The organism is Paenibacillus sp. DMB5 (genome assembly GCF_001517085.1).
In the GTDB taxonomy this organism is placed as follows: Bacteria; Bacillota; Bacilli; order Paenibacillales; family Paenibacillaceae; genus Paenibacillus_AQ.
Window position 1 is genome coordinate 277,513 of sequence record NZ_LRAC01000124.1, and the last position, 16,999, is coordinate 294,511.

Annotated in this window: 19 protein-coding genes, 2 pseudogenes and 1 riboswitch; of the genes and pseudogenes, 17 read left to right on the forward strand and 4 right to left on the reverse strand. The window is 51.1% G+C overall.

What is annotated here, in order from left to right; translation table 11 throughout:
* Positions 1 to 73 precede the first annotated feature (73 nt).
* From AWJ19_RS16075 to AWJ19_RS16120, 10 genes are all read left to right on the forward strand, one after another.
* On the forward strand, positions 74 to 814 hold the full coding sequence (locus AWJ19_RS16075) for a hypothetical protein (protein WP_068725174.1): 741 nt from the start codon (positions 74 to 76) through the stop codon (positions 812 to 814).
* A 76-nt stretch (positions 815 to 890) separates the two neighbouring features.
* Positions 891 to 934, forward strand: a riboswitch (PreQ1 riboswitch).
* Between the two features lie 78 nt (positions 935 to 1,012).
* Complete coding sequence (queF, locus tag AWJ19_RS16080) at positions 1,013 to 1,513, forward strand: preQ(1) synthase (protein WP_039873634.1); 501 nt, start codon at positions 1,013 to 1,015, stop codon at positions 1,511 to 1,513.
* Between the two features lie 31 nt (positions 1,514 to 1,544).
* Positions 1,545 to 2,207, forward strand: coding sequence for a 7-cyano-7-deazaguanine synthase QueC (gene queC, locus AWJ19_RS16085; RefSeq protein ID WP_068725175.1), 663 nt, complete (start codon positions 1,545 to 1,547; stop codon positions 2,205 to 2,207).
* Positions 2,207 to 2,689, forward strand: coding sequence for a 6-carboxytetrahydropterin synthase (locus AWJ19_RS16090; protein ID WP_068725177.1), 483 nt, complete (start codon positions 2,207 to 2,209; stop codon positions 2,687 to 2,689). The genes queC and AWJ19_RS16090 overlap by 1 nt, the downstream gene beginning before the upstream one ends.
* Positions 2,682 to 3,404 carry a 7-carboxy-7-deazaguanine synthase QueE gene (queE, locus tag AWJ19_RS16095; protein WP_068725179.1) on the forward strand — a complete coding sequence of 241 codons (723 nt, stop codon included), beginning with the start codon at positions 2,682 to 2,684 and terminating at the stop codon, positions 3,402 to 3,404. Before AWJ19_RS16090 ends, queE begins: the two co-directional genes overlap by 8 nt.
* 180 nt (positions 3,405 to 3,584) lie before the next feature.
* On the forward strand, positions 3,585 to 4,103 hold the full coding sequence (locus AWJ19_RS16100) for a cysteine hydrolase family protein (RefSeq protein ID WP_068725181.1): 519 nt from the start codon (positions 3,585 to 3,587) through the stop codon (positions 4,101 to 4,103).
* A complete protein-coding gene (locus AWJ19_RS16105; RefSeq protein ID WP_241781768.1) occupies positions 4,103 to 4,948 on the forward strand; it encodes a VanW family protein in 846 nt (281 codons plus the stop codon). Before AWJ19_RS16100 ends, AWJ19_RS16105 begins: the two co-directional genes overlap by 1 nt.
* 98 nt (positions 4,949 to 5,046) lie before the next feature.
* Positions 5,047 to 6,183, forward strand: coding sequence for a zinc-dependent alcohol dehydrogenase (locus AWJ19_RS16110; RefSeq protein ID WP_068725183.1), 1,137 nt, complete (start codon positions 5,047 to 5,049; stop codon positions 6,181 to 6,183).
* 229 nt (positions 6,184 to 6,412) lie between these two features.
* Positions 6,413 to 7,327 carry a DMT family transporter gene (locus tag AWJ19_RS16115; protein ID WP_198536581.1) on the forward strand — a complete coding sequence of 305 codons (915 nt, stop codon included), beginning with the start codon at positions 6,413 to 6,415 and terminating at the stop codon, positions 7,325 to 7,327.
* 47 nt (positions 7,328 to 7,374) lie between these two features.
* Positions 7,375 to 8,211 carry a class I SAM-dependent methyltransferase gene (locus AWJ19_RS16120; protein WP_068725185.1) on the forward strand — a complete coding sequence of 279 codons (837 nt, stop codon included), beginning with the start codon at positions 7,375 to 7,377 and terminating at the stop codon, positions 8,209 to 8,211.
* 103 nt (positions 8,212 to 8,314) lie between these two features.
* On the opposite strand, the gene AWJ19_RS36700 is transcribed toward AWJ19_RS16120, so the two are convergent.
* Positions 8,315 to 8,770: a substrate-binding domain-containing protein gene (locus AWJ19_RS36700; protein ID WP_082707925.1), complete on the reverse strand. Its 456-nt coding sequence runs from the start codon at positions 8,768 to 8,770 to the stop codon at positions 8,315 to 8,317.
* Positions 8,771 to 9,036: 266 nt separating this feature from the next.
* A pseudogene (locus tag AWJ19_RS36705) lies at positions 9,037 to 9,210 on the reverse strand (LysR family transcriptional regulator); the annotation flags it as partial.
* 316 nt (positions 9,211 to 9,526) lie between these two features.
* Between AWJ19_RS36705 and AWJ19_RS16135 the strand changes: the two are divergent.
* The 7 genes and pseudogenes from AWJ19_RS16135 (at position 9,527) to AWJ19_RS16165 (ending at position 15,319) form a co-directional block, all read left to right on the forward strand.
* Positions 9,527 to 10,479, forward strand: a pseudogene (locus AWJ19_RS16135) (phosphate ABC transporter substrate-binding protein PstS family protein).
* Positions 10,480 to 10,623: 144 nt separating this feature from the next.
* Positions 10,624 to 11,475 (forward strand): phosphate ABC transporter permease subunit PstC, encoded by an 852-nt coding sequence (gene pstC, locus AWJ19_RS16140; RefSeq protein ID WP_277815818.1) that lies wholly within the window; start codon positions 10,624 to 10,626, stop codon positions 11,473 to 11,475.
* Positions 11,472 to 12,368 carry a phosphate ABC transporter permease PstA gene (gene pstA, locus AWJ19_RS16145; RefSeq protein ID WP_068725194.1) on the forward strand — a complete coding sequence of 299 codons (897 nt, stop codon included), beginning with the start codon at positions 11,472 to 11,474 and terminating at the stop codon, positions 12,366 to 12,368. The genes pstC and pstA overlap by 4 nt, the downstream gene beginning before the upstream one ends.
* A gap of 22 nt (positions 12,369 to 12,390) precedes the next feature.
* Positions 12,391 to 13,164 carry a phosphate ABC transporter ATP-binding protein PstB gene (pstB, locus tag AWJ19_RS16150; protein ID WP_068725196.1) on the forward strand — a complete coding sequence of 258 codons (774 nt, stop codon included), beginning with the start codon at positions 12,391 to 12,393 and terminating at the stop codon, positions 13,162 to 13,164.
* Positions 13,165 to 13,291: 127 nt separating this feature from the next.
* Complete coding sequence (locus AWJ19_RS16155; protein WP_068725197.1) at positions 13,292 to 14,011, forward strand: MBL fold metallo-hydrolase; 720 nt, start codon at positions 13,292 to 13,294, stop codon at positions 14,009 to 14,011.
* Positions 14,012 to 14,587: a TetR/AcrR family transcriptional regulator gene (locus AWJ19_RS16160; protein WP_068725199.1), complete on the forward strand. Its 576-nt coding sequence runs from the start codon at positions 14,012 to 14,014 to the stop codon at positions 14,585 to 14,587.
* A 51-nt stretch (positions 14,588 to 14,638) separates the two neighbouring features.
* Positions 14,639 to 15,319, forward strand: a complete 681-nt coding sequence (locus AWJ19_RS16165) for a hypothetical protein (RefSeq protein WP_241781770.1) — start codon at positions 14,639 to 14,641, stop codon at positions 15,317 to 15,319.
* Positions 15,320 to 15,405: 86 nt separating this feature from the next.
* Here the strand turns inward: AWJ19_RS16165 and AWJ19_RS35240 are convergent, their stop codons facing one another.
* Both AWJ19_RS35240 and AWJ19_RS16170 read right to left on the reverse strand, forming a co-directional pair.
* The gene (locus AWJ19_RS35240; RefSeq protein ID WP_157890021.1) at positions 15,406 to 15,579 is read right to left on the reverse strand and encodes a hypothetical protein; all 174 of its coding nucleotides are present in this window, start codon (positions 15,577 to 15,579) and stop codon (positions 15,406 to 15,408) included.
* A gap of 178 nt (positions 15,580 to 15,757) precedes the next feature.
* Complete coding sequence (locus tag AWJ19_RS16170) at positions 15,758 to 16,987, reverse strand: aminopeptidase (protein ID WP_068725202.1); 1,230 nt, start codon at positions 16,985 to 16,987, stop codon at positions 15,758 to 15,760.
* Positions 16,988 to 16,999 lie beyond the last annotated feature (12 nt).

Here is a 16,999-nt window from a genome sequence, read left to right on the forward strand (position 1 = left end):
TGTATGCCTTAGAAGTGTACAATAAAGTTATGCGTGATGAGCGCAATGCTACTAACAAAAGAAGGTGAAGCGGATGTGGAACGCCCTGTTGTGGGGAGCGGTATCCGGTTCGGCGGTGCTGATTGGTGCGCTGGCAGCCCTGTTTCTGCGTATCCAGACCAGGTGGATCGGTTTCATTATGGCGTTCGGCACAGGCGTGCTGATCGGTGCTGCCGCCTATGAGCTGCTGGATGATTCTGCGAATGACGGCGGACTGGTTCCGACGATCATCGGTTTTATTGCCGGTGCGCTGGTGTTTACAGGGTTTGACTGGTACATTTCACGCAAGGGAGGATCGGGACGGAAGCGTTCGGTCCGTTCCGGGAAGAGCGCACAGCCACATAGCGGAAGCGGACTGGCGATATTTGCCGGCACCGTGCTGGATGCCATTCCGGAGTCCATTATGATCGGGGCAAGCCTGATCTCGGGAGAAGGGGTAAGCCTTCTGCTGGTGATTGCCATTTTTATCAGCAATATTCCTGAAGGACTGTCCAGTACAGCCGGACTCAAGCAGGACGGATACAGCAAAAGCAAAATAATCCTGCTGTGGCTCAGTGTGCTGGTTATTTCTACTGTAGCTTCTGGAGCAGGCTATGCGTTTATGGATCATGCGAACGGTTCTACAACAGCGCTGATTGCTTCTTTTGCCGGAGGAGGAATTATTGCGATGGTTTCTTCCAGCATGATGCCGGAGGCCTACGAGGAAGGCGGGCCGCTGACCGGTCTGGCTGCTGCACTGGGATTGCTGTGTTCACTTATTCTGGATCATCTGTAAAGCTTGCCAGAAGACAACGAAACATGGTATAGTTCAAGGCGCTAATACAAGCATAAGAAGAATTCTGTGCGTTCGCACAGGAGAGGTTCGCAAACTCCCTCTATAAAAAACTATTTAGTAGAGCCAAGTTTTCGAAATCTCGTTCTTCTTTCCTGTTGCCGGCAGAAAGCCGGGGGGAAAAGAGAGGGGTTTTTTGTCATGTCAGAAGGCAGACTGAAAGAGGAAATGCCGGAGGTTACCCTATTGGGCAACCAGGGAACCAAGTATAATTTCGGTTACGATCCGGAAGTGCTGGAAGCGTTCGATAACAAGCATCCCGGCCGCGATTATTTTGTCAAATTCAATTGTCCGGAGTTCACCAGCCTGTGTCCTGTAACCGGTCAGCCGGATTTCGGCGTGATGTACATCTCGTACATTCCCGATATCAAGATGGTGGAATCCAAGTCGCTTAAGCTGTACCTGTTCAGCTTCCGCAATCATGGTGATTTTCATGAGGACTGTGTCAACATTATTATGAATGACCTGATCTCCCTGATGAATCCGCGTTATATTGAAGTGTGGGGCAAATTCACGCCGCGCGGCGGCATCTCCATTGATCCTTACTGCAATTGGGGGCGTCCGGGAACCAAGTATGAGGCCATGGCCGAGCACCGGCTGATGAATCATGACCTGTATCCTGAGAAAGTGGACAACCGGTAGGCGGAAGGCAATGGGAGGAGAGAGTGAACGTATGAATAAAAAAGCACTCGTCGTGTTCAGCGGCGGCCAGGACAGCACTACCTGCCTCGTATGGGCGCTGAAGCATTTTGAAGAGGTACAGGTTGTTACTTTTAATTATAACCAGCGTCATGCAGCCGAAATTGAAGTCGCGAAAGAAATTGCCGCTAATTTCGGCGTGAAGCAGCATATTCTGGATCTGGGACTGCTTAATCAGCTGGCACCCAACGCGCTCACCCGCGATGATATAGCAATTGAAGCCGGGGAAGACGGGGAGCTGCCGAGCACCTTTGTGGACGGGCGCAATTTGCTGTTCCTGTCGTTTGCCGCCATTATGGCGAAGCAGCTGGGCTATGCGAATATCATAACCGGTGTGTGCCAGACTGACTTCAGCGGTTATCCTGACTGCCGGGATGTGTTTGTAAAATCACTGAATGTGACGCTTAACCTGTCAATGGATTATGAGTTTGTTATTCACACCCCGCTGATGTGGCTCGATAAAAAAGAAACCTGGAAGCTCGCCGATGAGCTTGGCCAGTTCGATTATGTCCGTGAGCATACCTTGACCTGCTATAACGGTATTATCGGCAGCGGGTGTGGCACCTGTCCGGCCTGTCTGCTGCGCCAGCGCGGGCTTGAACAGTACGTGGCAGAAAGAAAGCAGGGTGATCTGTAATGCTGGGTGAAGTAACCGTCTGCAAAATATTCACCTTTGACTCCGCACATCAGCTGGTCGGCCACAAAGGCAAATGCAGCAATCTGCACGGGCATACGTACCAGCTGGAGGTTATGCTCAAAGGCAAGCCGCGGACAGAAGCCGGCCACTCAGATGAAGGCTTTGTCATTGATTTCAGTGATATTAAAGCGACCGTACAGCAGCAGCTGGTAGACCGGCTGGATCATGCTTTTCTGGCCATGGGCAATGAGCCTGTGCTGGAAACCCTGAAGCAGACCGGCTCCAAGGTAGCGCTGCTCGGCTTCCGTACAACAGTAGAAAACATGTCTGCATACATTGCCCACCGGCTGAAGCTGGCAGACCTTCCATTGTATTCTGTTAAGCTGTGGGAGACACCAACCTCCTGGGCGGAAGTGCTGGCTTCAGACATTCCGGAAGACGGGCCTGCCTACCGGATACACGGAGGCTGTGACTGTGAGTAAAATTCCGGTAATTGAAATTTTTGGTCCGACGATTCAGGGAGAAGGCGCCGTTATCGGCGTAAAGACGATGTTCGTGCGCACTTACGGCTGTGACTATCGCTGCAGCTGGTGCGACTCGGCCTTCACCTGGGACGGCTCTGCCAAGGATATCGTGCGGATGCTGGAGCCGGAGGAGATCATGAATGAGCTGCTTGCCCTGGCCGGCAGCAATTTTGACTCCGTGACCATCTCAGGTGGCAATCCGGCACTGCTCGGTGACAGCATGGGGCAATTTGTTGATCTATTGCATGAGCGCGGCATCCAGGCAGCAATCGAAACCCAGGGGAGCCGCTGGCAGGACTGGTTCTATGAGATTGACGCTCTGACGATCAGCCCGAAACCGCCAAGCTCAGGCATGAAGACGGACTGGGCGATACTGGACAGTATTCTCGAGAAGCTGAAAGTGCCTGGCAAAGGAACTCACAGCCTGAAGGTCGTGGTGTTCAATGGGGAAGACTATGCTTATGCCAAAACGGTACATCAGCGTTACCCGGGAGTACAGCTGTTCCTTCAGCCTGGTAATGATGATGTGACGGAGCAAGGAGATATATCGGCACGTCTGCTTGGACGCCTGGAATGGCTGTTCAATCTCGTTATTGCCGATCCGGCCATGAACCGGGTAAGAGTGCTGCCGCAGCTGCACGCGCTAATCTGGCACAATAAACGGGGAAAATAGCTGGCACCGACTTAAGAGGCAACTGTGATTATCTGATGATAATTGCGGTTGCCTCTTTTTGCTGATCTTTTATACTTTAATAAATGATAGAATAGATTTGAATAGGGGAAAACCGGAATGGAGTTCGAAGGGCCGGCATTGACCGAATCAGAATTATTTTATACAGGGAGGATTTTAGCGATGACTAAGGCACTGCTGATTATTGATGTACAGGAAGCAATGTTTTCTTATCCGGGAATGAGTCTGTTTGACGGGGAGCAGGTGATGGACCGGATTGTCTCCCTGCTGGACAAAGCCCGTTCGGCTGGCGCTCCTGTCGTGTATATCCAGCATACAGAGGATGAGGAATATACCCGGGGGCTGCCGACCTGGGAGATTAGCAGCCGGATTACGCCGCGTGAAGGAGAAACGGTTGTGGAGAAGCCGACCTGGGATGCGTTTCACCGCACCGTACTGCATGAGGAGCTTCAGCGTCAGGGTATTACAGAGCTGGTGATCTGCGGGATGCAGACGGAATTCTGTCTCGATACCACCTGCCGGCGTGCTTATAGTATGGGCTACCGGAATATTCTGGTACAGGATGCGCACAGTACCTTTGATAACGGAAATCTCAGCGGGGAGGAAATTGTCCGGCACCATAACGGGGTGCTCGGCGGAAGATTTGCCAGACTGCAGCGTGCGGACGAGATCGGGTTTTGATGAGCCAGGCCAAGTCGGCAATGAAGCCAATCCGCCGTTCCAGGCTGCGTTTGTATGCCGGAAAGCGGTACTTCATCTGTAAAAGATATTGGCAGTGGCTGATCCGTCCAGGCAATAGGGCAAAGACCTTCAGCAAAGATACACTTACATATAAGGCTGCAGAGCATTCAACCCCGCTGCTGCGGAAGCTGCGTAATGTAGACATGCAGCTGCAATACAACAAAATCACCAACCTGACGATCGCTGCCTGCAGACTGGACGGGCTGCTGATCCGTCCGGGTGAGACCTTTTCCTATTGGCGGAGTATCGGGAAGCCGACCCGCCGCAAAGGTTATGTGGACGGGATGGTATTATTCTATGGCGGTTTCCGCTCCGGAACAGGCGGCGGTTTATGCCAGCTGTCCAATCTGATCTACTGGATGGCACTGCATACCCCTTTGACAGTAACGGAGCGTCACCGGCACAGCTACGACGTGTTTCCGGATGAACGGCGCACCCAGCCTTTTGGCAGCGGGGCCACCTGTGCCTATAATTATCTTGATCTGCAGCTTACGAATCATACAGATCATACTTATCAGCTGAAGCTGCATCTGGATGATACATTTCTGTACGGGGAATGGCGCTGTGACAACGAGCCATTGTACTCCTATGAGGTATATGAGGCGGATCACGTCATCAGCCTCGAGCCTTGGGGCGGATACATCCGCAGCAACCGTATCCGCCGCAAAGTGCTGACCCGCAGCGGAGAACTGGCCGGGGATGAGGCTGTGGCGGAGAATCATGCCCTGATGATGTATTCACCGCTGCTGTATCCGCCTGCCGGAACGGAAAGCGGATCCTCGTAACAGATACAAACTTTCGACGAAGGGGATAATCCGGGGGATTTTGGGGTTATAACATAATAGGATTTGTTAACTCTACCTTCGAAGGAGTGATCCTCATCATGAGAGCTGTTACGTACCAAGGGAAGAAGAAAGTGGAAGTCAAGGATGTTGCCGATGCCAAGCTGGAGAAGAAGGATGATATTATCGTCCGGATCACCTCGACGGCAATCTGCGGTTCTGACCTGCATATTTATAACGGTGAAATTCCGGGCATGCATGATGATTATGTGATCGGGCATGAACCTATGGGGATCGTTGAAGACGTAGGACCCGAGGTGACAAAGGTTAAAAAAGGCGATCGCGTCATCATCCCGTTCAACGTAGCCTGCGGACAATGTTTCTTTTGCCAGCATGAGATGGAGAGCCAATGTGATCACGCGAATGATGCGAAGGATACCGGCGGTATGCTCGGTTATTCCAATTCGTACGGCGGTTTTGCCGGCGGGCAGGCGGAGCTGCTTCGTGTACCCTACGGTAACTTCGGACCGTTTGTCGTGCCTGAGGATGCGGAGATGGAGGATGAAAAGCTGCTTTTCCTGTCTGACATTGTACCGACTGCCTGGTGGGGTGTGGAACACGCCGGTGTTAAGCCTGGTGATACGGTAATCGTGCTCGGCTGCGGTCCGGTCGGGCTGCTGACCCAGAAGTTTGCCTGGATGAAGGGTGCTTCCCGTGTCATTGCGGTCGATCATGTGCAGTACCGGCTGAATCACGCCAAGCTGACCAATAATGTGGAAATCTTCAATTTTGAAGAGATCAAAGACTTTGAAGCGCATATGAAAGAGATTACGCGCGGGGGAGCAGATGTTGTTATCGACTGTGTCGGCCTTGACGCCAAGAAGACTGTGGTGGAAAAGGTGGAGACAGCGCTGATGCTTCAGGGCGGTTCGCTTGGTGCATTTCGGATCGCCTCGGAGGTAGTGCGCAAGTTCGGCACCATCCAGCTTGTTGGCGTATACGGCCTTAACTATAACATGTTCCCGCTGGGTCATCTGTTTGAGCGCAACATTACCCTCAAAATGGGCCAGGCCCCTGTAATTCATTACATGCCGCAGCTTTATCAGATGATTAAGGAGAATAAATTCGATCCTACAGACATTATTACCCACCGGCTGCCGATCAGCAGAGCGGAGCATGCCTACCAGGTGTTTGGCGAGAAGGAAGAGGATTGTATCAAGGTAATACTGAAGCCGTAGCAGCCAGAAAGGATAAGGACAGCCCGCTTGGAATATCCGGCGGGTTTTTTGAAAATATAAGCATTTATATGTTTCACGTCATAAATAATCCTTCTATTTCTCGCAGAAACGGATACCGTCCCTCAAAGGACGGCAAAGCCGTTTCTTCTTGTTGACTGAAAGGGCAATCAGGATATAAGCTCTAATATGGCTTGTAATTTTGTCTTTAATCCTGAAAGGAAGCTGCCCTGTGAATATCAAAAAACCTCCGGTTCCGGTTCCGCTGCTGATGCTGGTCGGAATTGTGGCCATCTCGTTCTCCGCCATTTTTATCAAATGGTCATCTGCCCCGGCCTCCGTTCAAGGGATGTACCGGCTGCTGTTCACCTCACTGCTGATGCTGCCCTTTGCCCGGCCTTACAGCGGAGCAGCCTTCGCGCTTAAAAAGAAAGACTGGCTTCTGCTCGGATTCTCCGGTTTCATGCTGGCACTGCATTTTCTGCTTTGGATGGGCTCACTCAAGTTCACCTCTGTAGCAAGCTCAACCATGATTATGGCGCTGGAGCCGGTGTTCATCATGATCGGTTCATATGTACTGTATAAGGAAAAAAGCACAAAATCAGCGATTCTCGGCCTGGGAATTGCCATATTCGGAACGGTATTCATCGGCTGGGGCGACATCGGCCTGTCAGCTGATAATTTAAAGGGCGATCTGCTGTCGGTCGGCGGTACGGTTGCTGTATCGGTACATATGATGGTAGGCCAGCGCCTGGTGTCCCGTATACCGTCTTATTTGTACAGCCTGATCGTTTTTATTTCTGCTTCCTTTGTTTTTGCCGTTTATAACCTGGCTGCCGGAATACCTTTCTTTGATTATCCGCCTAAGGAGTGGGGCATTTTTGTGCTTCTGGCTATCGTGCCTACCGTATTCGGCCATATCCTGTTTAACTGGCTGCTGCAGTACGTATCGGCTACGACAGTCTCCATGAATATTCTTGGCGAGCCGGTTGGCGCCAGCATTCTTGCCTTTCTGCTGCTCGGGGAGAAGCTCAACAGCCTGCAGTGGGCCGGAGGGATTCTTGTCATGGGAGGACTGGCAGTTTATTTGTATGCCGGACGTAAAAAAACAGCACCGGCTGCGGAAACTATGCCATCGGCATCATAATGATTACGGAAAACATAATTTGATTGTTTAAAGGGGGATTTAATATAATGAATGAACAAAATTTGGATGAACAACAAGATCCGCAGGCTGTGATTGCGTCCAGTGAAGAGACATGGAACGAGGATACGTATGCTGCCTGGACAAGCAGGTTCGGGAAACCGGCAGAAGCAGCAGCAAAGCTGGCGAAAGACCCGCAGGGAAGACTATATCCGCTTCAACCTTATCTGGGTGAGGTTGCCGGTAAAAAAATAATGAACCTGATGGGTTCAAACGGAATGAAGGGGGTAGCACTGGGCTTGCTTGGAGCAGAGGTAAGTATAGCCGATTTCTCTGAGGCAAATGCCAGATATGCAGCTGAACTGGCGGAAGCGGCAGGCGTGGAGCTGAATTATATTGTGTCCGATGTGTTGAAGCTGCCTGAAGAAGTGCTGAACAGCTCATTCGACATTGTATTTGCCGAAATGGGGATTGTCCATTATTTCACTGATCTTGCACCGTTTATGGATACGGTCTACAGGCTGCTTGCTTCTGGAGGCCGGTTTATCCTGCGTGATTTTCATCCTGTCACAACCAAGCTGATTTCCTCAAAAGGCTCCACCGCCAAAGTGCGCAAGCACAAGGTGGACGGAGATTATTTCGACACCGCGCTGGAGGAGAAGAAGGTATCCTACTCCAAATACCTCCCGACTGCAGGGCAGCAGCCCGGAAGTGATGTGAAGCACAGTGTAGTATACTGGCGCCGCTGGACATTGGGTGAGCTGGTAACGGCAGCGGCACGCAGCGGGCTTGTCATCTGCGAACTGGTTGAAGAGCCCAATCTGTCCTCGGACGTCTATGACAAGGGTATTCCCAAAACCTTTACCCTGGTGGCCGAAAAAAGATAGCATAACAAAAGGAACAAGCAGACAGTGCTTCGAAAGTGCTGCCTGCTTGTTCCTTTTTCTATTGTAATTAAGTTAATGGCATTAATTATAATGATTAATGCCATTAATTGTTCTGCAGATCCATGCCTGCAGCCATATCTATAAAAGCCTGCTGCAACGGTGTCAGTGTATGATCCTTACGCCAGGCAAAGGCAAACCGTGCTGCGGGCACAACTCCTGGAAGCGAAGCCCAGCGCAGGCTGTCAAGCGCCAGCTCGGAACGGATTCCCGCCAGGGAAAACACGCCTACCGACCCGCCCTCCATAACGATCCTTTTATATGCTTCCGGATTATTTACAACCGCATGATTCCACAGACGTACAGCATTGGATTGTGCCCAGCTGTCAGCAGCATTGGACAGATAGGAAGCTGATTCATGCTGAATCCATGGTTCAAGGGCTATGCCCTCCGGGGTAAGCTGGGCTTCCCGGGCGAAAGGATGGTCAGGAGCAAAAATAAGTACAGTGTCATCCCCGCAAATATCCTGCGTCTGGAAGGACTCATCTTCATTCTCCGCCATATAAAGCACTGCCAGCTGTATATCCCGCTGCGCAGCCGTTCCCTGACTGTATTATCGTTATGTACGCTGAGCACGGCATCGATACCCGGATGCAGATTAATGAATTGGGACACTATTTTTGGTAAAACATATGTACCGGGTATATAGGAAGCTTCCAGCTCCAGATTACCCGAATTGAGGGAAGAGAACTGCTTGAGGCTGCGCTCCGCTTCAACGGCCAGCGACACGATACGTACAGCATACTGATAAAGCGCCCGGCCCGCCTCTGTCAGCAGAACGCGTCCGCTGCGGTATTGGAAAAGGGAAGTGCCAAGCTCAGACTCCAGGCTTTTCATATGAAAGGAGACGGTCGGCTGCTTCAAGCCGAGTTCGGCGGCCACATCTGTAACCTTTTTATATTTTTCAATCAGGACCACAATTTGCAGTTTCGTTATATTCATGATTTCCTCCGGCTGAATGATGTTCAAATGTTAGTTTATCTCTCTAATATAGATTATATCTATAACAATATACATTTTCTATTAGTATTTTTATCTTTCGTTTTACAAAACGAAGACTTTTCTCTAACGAACGAGCTCTAGAATAATAAGAGTAAAGCGGAGAGAAAACATAGAGGAAGCTTCCAAAGTGAGTTTTGTAAGAAGCAGATTCAATGGACACAAACACACAAAACCTAAGCTTATGCTTCCGAAGCGAGTTTTGCGGAGTGAGTAAAAAAAGCATGGGCTAACAAAACTTTAGGAGGAACAAAAAACAATGCAATTCAGAAAATCGTGGATCATGGCTCTGGCACTAACAAGCGTAGTAGCACTTTCGGCATGCGGTAACAGCAACAATGCGGCAACGAATAACGGGGGCAATAACGCAGCTGCGACAAACACACCTACAGAAAACAGCAGCGGTGCAGAATTAAGCGGATCAATCCTGGCTTCGGGATCTACAGCACTTCAACCACTGGTAGAGCAGGCGGCTGAAAGCTTCATGGATGCTAACAGCGGCGTTGATATTCAAGTACAAGGCGGCGGCAGCGGTACTGGTCTTACCCAGGTTGCTGAAGGCCAGGTAGATATCGGTAACTCCGACGTATTTGCAGAAGAAAAATTGAAGGATGCCGATGCTGAAAAAGCAGCTGCACTCGTTGACCACCAGGTAGCGGTTGTTGCCATTGCTGCAGTATCTAACCCGGATGCGGGTGTAGATAACCTGACTAAACAGCAGCTGGTTGACATTTTCACCGGTAAGATCACCAACTGGAGCGAAGTTGGCGGTGCTGACCAGGCGATCCAGATCATTAACCGTCCAAGCAGCTCCGGTACACGTGCTACCTTTGAAGCTTTTGCACTTGGAACAAAGACTGAAGATCTTCAAGGTTCCGTACAAGAGGACTCCTCCGGTACTGTTAAGAAAATGATCGGCGAAACTCCGGGAGCAATTGGTTACCTGGCGCTGTCCTACCTCGATGATACTGTAAAAACACTGAACTACGAAGGTGTTGAGCCATCCGTAGACAACGTAGTGAGCGGAGACTATCCGGTATGGGCTTATCAGCACATGTACACTAACGGTGAACCGAATGAAGTTGTAAAAGCATTCCTTGATTACATGCTGACTGATGAAGTACAGAACGGTGATGTGGTTGAGCTGGGATACATTCCGGCGAATGCAATGCAGGTTTCCCGCGCGTTGACGGCAACGTAACAAAGAAATAAATAAAGCTTTAACACAGGATAAGATCCATTAGATCAAGTGATTAGAGGCGGAACTCTTCTGCCTCTCTTTTCACTTTAGAAAGAGGGAGCATCTTGCGGGGAAAAACAAATACAAAAAAGATCGAAAAACATCATATTGAGGACATGGTAGGGCGTATATATATGTCCCTTTGCGTACTGCTTCTGATCGTGATCATTGTTTCAATGGTCTATTTCGTAGCGTCCAAGGGTATTGCCAACTTTATCAGCGGTGAAGTGAAACTGACCGACTTCCTGTTCGGCACCAAATGGGCGCCTGAAGCAGACACACCGTCTTATGGAGCTTTGCCATTTATCACCGGTTCCTTCCTGGTTACCTTGCTTGCTGCACTGATTGCCAGTCCGCTCAGCATCTGTGCTGCGCTGTTCATGACTGAAATTGTTCCAGGCTGGGGGAAAAAGCTGCTGCAGCCGGTAATCGAGCTGCTGTCCGGTATTCCGTCAGTTGTATACGGCTTTGTAGGTCTTAGCGTTATCGTTCCATTCCTGCGTGACACATTTCCCGGCCAGGGCATCGGGGTTGCTGCAGGCGCGCTTGTACTGTCGGTTATGATTCTGCCGACAATCACAAGCGTGGCTGCAGACGCGCTTGCTTCTTTGCCGCAAAATTTGAAAGAATCCTCATTTGCGCTCGGTGCCACCCGTTGGCAGACCATCTCGCGTGTCATTCTACCGACTACAATGCCGGCGATCATGACCGGGGTAGTACTGGGTATGGCCCGTGCGTTCGGTGAAGCTCTTGCTGTTCAGATGGTTATCGGTAATGCGCCTTTCGTGCCGCGCTCGCTCTTTGAATCGGCCTCTACGCTGACCAGTGTCATTACACTCAGCATGGGGAACACAACCATGGGCTCGACGATTAATAACGCGCTGTGGAGTATGGCGCTGGTTCTTATGCTGATGACGTTCGTATTCGTCCTCCTCGTAAGAATGCTCGAAAGGAGAAATAAGATTTGAAGCCGAAGACAGCAGACAAAATTGCCACGACCCTTATCGTATTTTTCGCACTATTGATTGTAGCCATCCTGATCGGACTATTGGGATACATTCTTGTACGCGGGCTTAATCATATCAGCTGGGATTTCCTGACCTCGGCTCCGCAGAAGATCCGCGCAGGCGGCGGGGTAGGGCCGCAGTTATTTAACTCCCTCTACCTGCTGGTGCTGACCTTGCTCATTACCATTCCGCTTGGCCTTGGCGCCGGTATTTTCATGGCGGAATATGCCCGTCCCGGCAAGCTTACGAACTTCATCCGTCTGATTGTGGAAGTACTGTCGTCCTTCCCGTCGATCATTGTCGGCCTGTTCGGCCTTTTGCTGATTGTAAACTTTTTTGATCTCGGATTCTCCTTGCTGTCCGGCGCCATTGCGCTTACGTTCTTCAATCTTCCGCTGATGGTGCGGATAACCGAGCAGGCTTTCCGCACAGTGCCCAAAGCGCAGAAGGAAGCCGGCTTTGCGCTTGGACTATCCAAATGGAAGATTGTAACCTCTGTATTACTTCCGGTAGCCCTGCCAACCATCATTACCGGAACGATCCTGTCCGCAGGCCGTGTCTTTGGTGAAGCAGCAGCTCTTATGTTCACAGCGGGGATGAGCAGCCCGCGTCTGAACTTCTCGGATTGGAATCCGCTGCATTCAAACTCACCGCTGAATCCGTTCCGTCCGGCTGAAACGCTGGCGGTGCACATCTGGAAAATCAACAGTGAGGGCCTGGCGCCGGATGCAATCCAAATCGCAGCCGGAGCTTCAGCCGTTCTCGTAATCATGGTATTGCTGTTCAACCTGCTGGCCCGTTATTTCGGCAGATTTATTTACCGCAAGCTGACAGCATCCAAAAGAATAAATTAGTGATAAACAGGAGGAGTAAGAGATGGGAACAGCGGCAGCGGTGCGCGAATCATTTCAAACAGAGAACCTTAGTATTTTTTATGGAACTTACGAAGCGGTTAAGGGAATCAGCCTTCCTTTTGCCCAGAATACAGTTACAGCACTGATTGGCCCTTCGGGCTGCGGTAAGTCAACGTTCCTCCGTTCGCTGAACCGGATGAATGACGATATTTCCGGTTCAACAACCAAAGGCAGCATCTGGATTGACGGGGTGGACATCAACGCGCAGGGTACGGATGTGATCAAGCTGCGCCAGAAGATCGGTATGGTCTGGCAGAAGCCGAACCCGTTCTACAAATCCATCTACGAAAACATTGCGTTCGGCCCGAAATATCACGGCGTGAAGGGTAAAGCAGCTCTGGATGAAATTGTGGAGAGCAGCCTGCGCCGTGCCGCACTGTGGGATGAGGTTAAAGACCGGCTGAAGGATTCCGCACTCGCCCTGTCCGGCGGACAGCAGCAGCGTCTGTGCATTGCCCGTGCGTTGTCTGTTAACCCGCAAATTCTCCTGCTTGATGAGCCGGCTTCCGCGCTTGACCCTGTATCAACAGGTAAGGTTGAGGAGCTGATTAAGGAATTGAAGGAAGACCTGCGGATCGTTATTGTTACTCATAACATGCAGCAGGCAGCCCGCATTTCGGATTACACTGCGTATTTCTACCTTGGTTCGCTCGTCGAATATGACAAGACCGAGAAGGTATTCAGCAATCCGGAGAACCAGATGACCCAGGAATACATTATGGGCCGTTTCGGCTGACAGTTAATAATCATAAGAGCATCCTTCGGGATGCTTTTTTTGTTCGCAGCGATGATAACACTTGAAAAACTAATGCCATTAGTTTATATTGTAACTAATATCATTAGTTTTATTGGGGGAGATCCGCATGAGAGTTATTCAAACAGGAAATTTACTGCAGCTTACCTGGTTTCCGAAGTTTTTTCCCGTCAATTGTTATCTTGTCGTTGAGGACAATGAGCTGACCCTTATTGATGCGGCGATGCCGTTCAGTGTAAAAGGAATTATGAGTGCCGCCGCCGGGCTGCAGATGCCGATTACACGCATAGTGCTGACTCATGCACATGGCGATCATGTAGGGGCACTGGATGAGCTGAAGAGGCAGCTTCCGGCGGCCAAAGTCTACATCTCTGAGCGGGACGCCGATCTGTTAAGAGGAGACCGGACATTAAGGGCGGATGAGCCGCAGATGCCGCTGAAGGGTTCAGTGCCCAAGAATATTACTACAGTGCCTGATGTGCTGCTGCAGGAAGGCGATCTAATCGGCTCCCTTCAGGCTATCAGCACACCTGGACATACACCGGGATCCATGTCCTTTTTGGACCAGCGCAGCAGGGCGCTGATTGCGGGAGATGCGTTCCAGACTTTCCGTGCTACCGTTGTAGCTGGTACGATAGTTCCGCTGTTTCCTTTTCCGGCGATGGCTACCTGGCATAAAGAATTGGCACTGGCAAGCGCCATTAAGCTTGCAGAGCTATCTCCGGCTGTGCTGGCGGCAGGTCATGGCAATATGCTGACAGAACCTGTTCAGGCGATGAAGCAGGCGATCCGGCAGGCTCAGAATTCTTTGAATAAAGGAGGCCGCTAAATGTCACCCAGAGCAGGTTTGGATAAACGTACCCTGGTGCTTGCTGCGGCAGAACTTACTGATGAACACGGTATGGAGGGGGTGACGCTCGCCCTGCTGGCTGCAAAGCTGGGCGTGCGCTCCCCGTCCCTGTATAATCATGTTAACGGGCTCAAGGAGCTGCGCACACTGCTGGCTGTATTCGGGCTGGAGCAGCTCTATGCCGTAATGTCAGCCTCATTAGAAGGAGTCAGCGGAGAAGCGGCAGTTCATGCTATTAGCAAAGCCTACGTTACGTTTGCGCAGCAGCACCCCGGTCTGTACGAAACGACGCTGCAGGCTCCGGAGCAGGGGAATGCAGAGCTTGAAGAAGCCGGTGCGAGAACCTTGCAGTTAATTATCAGTGTACTGTCCGGCTACGAGCTGGGCAGTACTGGCGGACTGCACGCAGTCAGGGGCTTAAGAAGTATTCTGCATGGCTTCGCCGCACTCAGGAACAAGGGCGGCTTCGGGATGCCGCTGGATCTGGAGGACAGCCTGACCCGGCTGATCGATTCTTATATTGCCGGAATCGGATGCATGAGAACCGTGGATTAAGCTGCAAGAGAACTGCTGGATGAAATCTAACCTAAGGGAGAGATGAGCAGGATGGAAGAGCAAGGTATTGTAACAACCTATGAAGAGATGACAAAGGTAGTGGACAGGCTGGGAATTCTGCCGCTGGCCCAGCTGATTCCCGGACATCCTTCGGTAAACGGATTAACCAAGGCCGAGAACTGGCATACCGGGTCAGAGCTTGATCCCTGGTCATGGCGGGCCAGGTTCCCCGGGGAGGGGTTAGCCGGATATGGCAAGTTCATCCGCAAAAAGGCCGTCCTGGTTTCGCGGGATTGGTTCCCGGCCTTTGTCAGAACTGTAGGCAGCTTAACGGAGCTTGAAGAACGGTACAACAACGGCCTGGCCAGCAGGGAGGCAGTAGTCCTGCTGCAGATCATCCGCGGCAATGAGGGCATTGAAACACGTGAACTGCGTACACTGGCCCAGATGAAAGCTAAAGAGCAGAAGACGGCGTTTGACAATGCATTGAATGAACTGCAGGGTACAGCAGATATTGTGATCTCCGGTGTCAAGGCACGGCTGAATGCTGAAGGGGAAGTTAACGGCTGGAACAGCACCTCCTTTGAAACAACCGGTCACTGGATGCAGGAGAATGATCTGCACAGGTTTGAGGGATCACGCGAGGAGGCAGCAGGTTGGCTACATAAGGCAATGGACAACGCATGGGCGCCAGAAGCGAAAGCCTGGATCAGCAAAGTTTTGTCTATCTAAAAACGAAGGATGTTCCTGATGGCCGGGTCACGGCCGGAGAACATCCCGGTAAGCGCTTTCTATTTGCGTTATATAAGGAATCAGCTCTACAGCATTGGTGCCAGGTAAGCAATCAGGAAATAAAGGAAGCCGAATAGAAGCATGATGTAGGCTGTGTATTTGATGGCGTTGGAGGCTACGATGCTTGCGTCCGTGGGTGGCTGAACCTTGGTGCGCCCGTTTTCCATGCGCTCCGGTTCCTGGGACAATGACTCTTTCATAGTGTTCCCTCCTAATATTGATGGATCTAAGAATTGGCAATACAATCCTTATTTGTATTGTGACATATTTGTGAATAAAATTCAACAATATTGTGAATGAATTTTGAACAAAAGTTAAAATTTAAGCAAAAAGCCCCCTGCCATGAAAATGGCAGGGGGCTTTTAATACTATTAAGTTTTAGGCCCAGTTTCCGGCACGGAAAATCGGTTCGATCTTGCCGTCATCCGTAATTCCGTCGATATTCATCTCCGGTGAACCCATCATAAAGTCCACATGGGTAAGGCTGTGGTTCATTCCATGCTCAGCAAGCTGCTCCTTGGTCATGTTAATACCGTCCTGGAGAGTGAAGGCATATGCCGCCCCCAGCGCCAGATGACAGGAAGCATTTTCGTCATACAAGGTTGTAAAATAAAGTATGCCGCTCTCGGAGATTGGCGAATGATATGGAACCAGTGCCACTTCACCGAAGTAAGCGGCACCCTCATCCATAGCGAGGAGCGAAGCCAGCGCTTCATAGCCGACTTCTGCGGTAAAGTCAGTCACTTTACCATTCTCCAGGGTCAGGGTGAAGCGGTCGATAATATTCCCGCCATAGCTAAGCGGCTTGGTGCTGCTGACTGTTCCGTTCGCGCCGGTCTTGAGCGGTGCTGTGAAAACTTCCTCTGTCGGGATGTTGGCGAGGAAAGGAACCCCGCGTCCGTTGACCGCGCCGGCCTGACACCAGATATGCCCTTCAGGCAGCTCCAGGGTCAGATCCGTACCGGGAGCTGTGTAATGCAGCTTACGGTATCTGCGCTCGTTGAGAATATCGCAGCGCTGCTTCAAGCCGCCCAGATGCTTGCTCCATGCTTCCACCGGGTTCTCCTGATCCGCACGGACTGCCTTGAATATAGCGTCCCAGAGCAGGTCTACCTGATCCTCAGGCGCCGCATCCGGGAATACCTTGGCTGCCCAGGAGACCGACGGATAGGCTACGATGCTCCAGCTGATCTGATTGGACATCAGCATCTCACGGTAAGGGGCCATGGCTATACCTGCTGTACGCTGATTGTCTGCAATCCGGCTGGCTTCAATGCCGTTCAGCAGATCCGGATTGGTAGACACTACGTTCAGGAAGGCTGCACCATTGCGGCCAAGGTCCTCCAATTCGTCTGCATGCCATTTTGGCGGCTCGAGAAAGCTCTCGGAAGGCGCGAGCTCATAACGGGTCCGCGTTACAAATTCATCGCTGTAATTGACTTTGACCAGCTTTGCGCCTGCTTCATAAGCCTTACGGACAATCAGACGCACCAGCTCCGCAGATACGATATCCGCGTTGATGACCAGAGTTTGTCCGGGTTGGACATTGACTCCGATCTTCACCGCTAGCAGTGCATAGTTCTCCAGCTTTTGCTTGAAATCCAGCATAGGTTCAGCTCC